Origin of the sequence: Microbacterium sp. 4NA327F11, from assembly GCF_005503465.1 — a bacterium.
In the GTDB taxonomy this organism is placed as follows: Bacteria; Actinomycetota; Actinomycetes; order Actinomycetales; family Microbacteriaceae; genus Microbacterium; species Microbacterium ginsengisoli.
Genome location: NZ_SCOB01000048.1, coordinates 1 through 4,002, shown reverse-complemented (window position 1 = coordinate 4,002; position 4,002 = coordinate 1). Strand labels below are relative to the sequence as shown.

Genomic DNA, 4,002 nt, shown 5'->3' with positions numbered 1-4,002 from the left:
GCGAGCCGCGGCATACGAGACCTGGCTGCATCACTACAATCACCACAGACCCCACACCGGGATCGGCGGCCAGACCCCCTCAGCCCGCGTTCACAACGTCACGGGGAAGTACAACTAGAGCGCAACCCCATCGGACTCTTCATTGATCGCCGCCAACAGTTCGGGTGTCGCACCGGGCCGCGTACGAAGCGCGGCAACGACCTCTGGGAAGGATGCCGCCAGCCACGGGACGTGCTCTGCATCGAGCGCGTTCAGAACGAACTCGTCCAGTATCACGGCGCTCATGATCGGACGGAGATCGGGCCGCTTGACGCCCAACGCCTGCAACGACTCCAGAGCTGCCGAGGAGCGGTCTCCGACGATCGCCGTCGCAAGGTGCCGCGCAACGTCCTCGTCTCCGCTGGAGGGCATCGTTGTGAGCCTGCTGACAGCTTCCGTCCTGATAAGGCCACTCGTATCTGTGAGTTGCGCGAGGAGGGAACTCTGCTCGTCGTCCAGCACCGCGGCGGATTGGAGCGTTGCGACGGTGGCGGTGGCGAATGAGACATACCGGTCAACCCATGCCCCGACGTCGGACGCCTTTGGCTCCTCGTTGGCCCATGCTGTGATCTCTGCCGGTGCCTCGATAGCTCCGCTCTCCCACCCGCCGAGAAGCTGTCGCCTCTGCGTTTCGCTCGTTCCGACAAGCTCCCGGAACTGATGGGGGTGGTTCTGTTCGAGCAGCCAGAGCTTCATGAGGATCTCGACCGGGAATCCCTCGAACTGGGCCCCCAGCATCTCGGCACGCACGGCGAAGTTGTTAAGGAACCGCTTGAGCTGCCGCGGGGTCTCGCGACGTGAAGTACTCATTCCGCGAACGATCTGGTTCGCCAGCCGTATGTGCTCTTCCGTCGGGAACGACTCGTGAAGGTTTGCTGCGACATAGGGCACCTCGCCCTTGATGCGTCGGAGGGCAGCCTTCTCCGCAACGGCCGCCGCGCAGTCCCTGCCCGCGTCCGCCTGAACGAAGAGCGCTGCGAGGTAGGCGACGGCGTCGGCCGACGACAATCGCGGCAATGTGAAAGGCAGCTGAACAATCTTCTCCGTGTAGCGGTCGGCGAAACGCCCTCGACTTCCTCCACTGCGATCGAGGGCGTCGCGAAGGCTCTCCCGGATGAAGTCGTCGTCCGCAGCAATCACGAAGGACATGCCCTTCACGCTCAGGAACAGCTTGATCGCTTCAAGCGCTCCGAGCACATCGTCGGGGAGCGAGCGGTCGAGATCATCGATGAGCACGACGACACGCCACCCATCACCCATCCCAGCGAGTAGCTTTCCAAAGTCCGCGCGGAAGTCGCGCATCCCCTTCGCGGCCGGTGCCTTGGCTGGCTCAGGCGTGAGAGCGTTGACCAAGTCGGCGATGTTCGGCGTCAAAGTCACGGCGGATGTGATCGCGACCTGAGCGACCTTGCTCCAGGAGACTCGCTTGCGGAGATCGTTCAGCTTGTCGATCAGGTCAGAGGCCACACCCGTGAGTTTCGCCGAACCGCCCTGCCGCTTCGCGAGGCGCTCAGCGGTCAGCTCTGCCGCGATACCTTCCAGAACACGATTGATCAGCGTGCCACGCGGATCGCCAGAGTCCACGAACTCCCATGGATCGATAACGACTACGACAACGTCGTCGCGGCGCCGCAGTTCCACTTCGATCAGGTTGAGTGCCGTGCTCTTGCCGCCGCCCCAAGGGGAGTTCAGGCCAACCGTGAGCGTCTCAAACCGGTCATCAACGGCAACATCCGCGACTGCGACCGCCACCGCGTGTAGTCCAGTCAGATCCTGCGTTGCAGGGTTGTCATCGAACAGGTAGTCCGACCTCGTCACCGCCCCTCCCTCCTCTGCGTTGAGCGTGACGTCGTCCACAGCAAATGGCAGAACTGCCAGATGTCTGCCAACTACCCGTGGAAACTGTCATCTCGGCGTGGAACCTACAGCTCCCTCAGACCCCCGCGGCCATATCGGTGAACCGCGAGTAGTGACCCTGGAACGCGATCTCGAGCGTCGCGGTCGGGCCGTTGCGGTGCTTGGCGACGATGAGGTCCGCCTCGCCCGGGCGGGTGTCCTTGTCGTAGACGGAGTCGCGGTGCAGCAGGATCACCATGTCGGCGTCCTGCTCGATGGAGCCTGATTCACGCAGGTCGCTCACCTGGGGACGCTTGTCCTGGCGCTGCTCGGAACCACGGTTCAGCTGCGACAGTGCGATGACCGGCACCTGCAGCTCCTTCGCCAGGAGCTTGAGCGCCCGCGAGAACTCGCTGACCTCCTGCTGGCGGCTCTCGACCCGCTTGCCGCTGGTCATGAGCTGCAGGTAGTCGATGATGACCATCTTCAGACCCGCGCGCTGCTTGAGCCGCCGGCACTTCGCGCGGATCTCGACGAGCGTCATGTTCGGGCTATCGTCGATGTAGAGGGGTGCATCGTTGATGCGGCCACGGGTGGCGGCGATCGTCGTCCAGTCGCGCGAGTCGAGCGTGCCCTTGCGCATGTTCTGCAGCGGCACCGATCCTTCCGCGCTGAGCAGACGCATCGCGATCTCGCTGCGCCCCATCTCGAGTGAGAAGAAAATCGTCGGCATGTCGTGCTTGATGGCCGCGGCCCGCGCGAAGTCAAGCGCGAGCGTCGACTTACCCATGGCGGGACGGGCGGCGACGACGATCATCTGACCGCCGTGGAGGCCGTTGGTGAGTTCGTCGAGCGACTGGAACCCGGTCGGGATGCCGGTCATCTGACCGTCGCGGCCGCGGGCCGCTTCGATCTCCTCGACGGCCGCGTCGACGGCGAACGTCAGCGCGACGTAGTCCTCCGCCTCCTGGGCACCGGTCACCGAGTAGATCTCGGCCTGCGCACTGTTGACGAGGTCGACGGCCTCGCCCTGCCCCGAGTAGCCCATCTGCACGATGCGGGTTCCGGCCTCGACGAGGCGGCGCAGCAGCGCCCGTTCCGAGACGATGCCCGCGTAGTAGCCGGCGTTGGCCGCGGTCGGCACGATAGAGGTCAGGCTGTGCAGGTAGTCGGCGCCGCCGGCGCGCTGCAGGTCGCCGCTCTTGATGAGCTCGTCGGTGACGGCGACGACGTCGGTCGGCTCGCCGTGCGCGTAGAGCGAGTGGATCGCGTCGAAGATCAGCTCGTGCTTCGGCACGTAGAAGTCGACACCGCGCAGTGTCTCGATGACGTCGGCGACCGCGTCCTTGGAGAGCATCATGCCGCCGAGGGTGCTCTGTTCCGCCAGCGCGTCATGCGGGGGCGTGCGCTCGTTCTGGCGTGGTCCGCCCCAGCGCTCATCCGAGATGTCGGCCAGCGTCATCCGGGCTCCCCTCCAGCAGTTCGGGATGCCGCGGCATCCCCGTCATTCGATCGTCTCGGTGGTTCGCGTGAGTCGTTTCCACCCGAGTTCCCCCATTGGAACACCGGGCTCCGACACCGCTCTCGCGACCCTCCGCGAGACGCCCGCTTCACGTTAGACACGGGGTTATCCCCGCGCAAACACCCCTGTGGATAACTCTGTGGAGAAATGCGGAAACACGCCGCCGATCCTGTGGGAACAGCTTGTGGACAGCCGTGCTCCACGTAACGATTTTCGGCCACTTTTTACAATCTGATCAGGTATTAACACTATCCACGGGTGTGAATAAGTCCCTGGTTGAAGGGCGGGTTGAAGGTTGTGCGTTCGAGGTGACGAACTGTGCAGAATTCCGGACCGTGGAAGGGGCGAAAGAGGGCCGTGAGGGGCCGGAATTTCCGGACACGAACCCGCTTCCGTCCACTCGAACGACGTGCATACACTCGCCGCATCACCGCAGCAGCGGCACTTACCTGAGGAGGAGGTGAGACGGATGAACCTCATCACCACAACGCATCGCCGGATGTCACGGGTCCGCCCGTCCGCCCCCGTGCAGACGCGACGCGCCGGCGTCGCATCCGCCCCCGGGCACCACGCACGCACCGCGTCGACGGCCCTCCCCCCGGGCC

3 protein-coding genes are annotated in these 4,002 nt (G+C 64.5%); 1 reads left to right on the top strand and 2 read right to left on the bottom strand.

The window, feature by feature from the left end:
* Window positions 1-118 (top strand): integrase core domain-containing protein (locus tag FFS51_RS14510; protein WP_137878779.1); only part of this gene is annotated, 118 nt, incomplete at its 5' end.
* On the opposite strand, the gene FFS51_RS14505 is transcribed toward FFS51_RS14510, so the two are convergent.
* Together FFS51_RS14505 and dnaB are read right to left on the bottom strand one after the other, a co-directional pair.
* On the bottom strand, window positions 115-1,896 hold the full coding sequence (locus FFS51_RS14505) for a KAP family P-loop NTPase fold protein (protein ID WP_171006211.1): 1,782 nt from the start codon (window positions 1,894-1,896) through the stop codon (window positions 115-117). The genes FFS51_RS14510 and FFS51_RS14505 overlap by 4 nt on opposite strands.
* Before the next feature lie 76 nt (window positions 1,897-1,972).
* The gene (gene dnaB / locus FFS51_RS14500) at window positions 1,973-3,337 is read right to left on the bottom strand and encodes a replicative DNA helicase (protein ID WP_045246938.1); all 1,365 of its coding nucleotides are present in this window, start codon (window positions 3,335-3,337) and stop codon (window positions 1,973-1,975) included.
* Window positions 3,338-4,002: the final 665 nt, after the last annotated feature.

What these genes read in the sequence shown, in the direction of transcription:
- dnaB (WP_045246938.1), bottom strand. Translation starts at nt 3,337, where the DNA reads ATGACGCTGGCCGACATCTCGGATGAGCGCTGGGGCGGACCACGCCAG.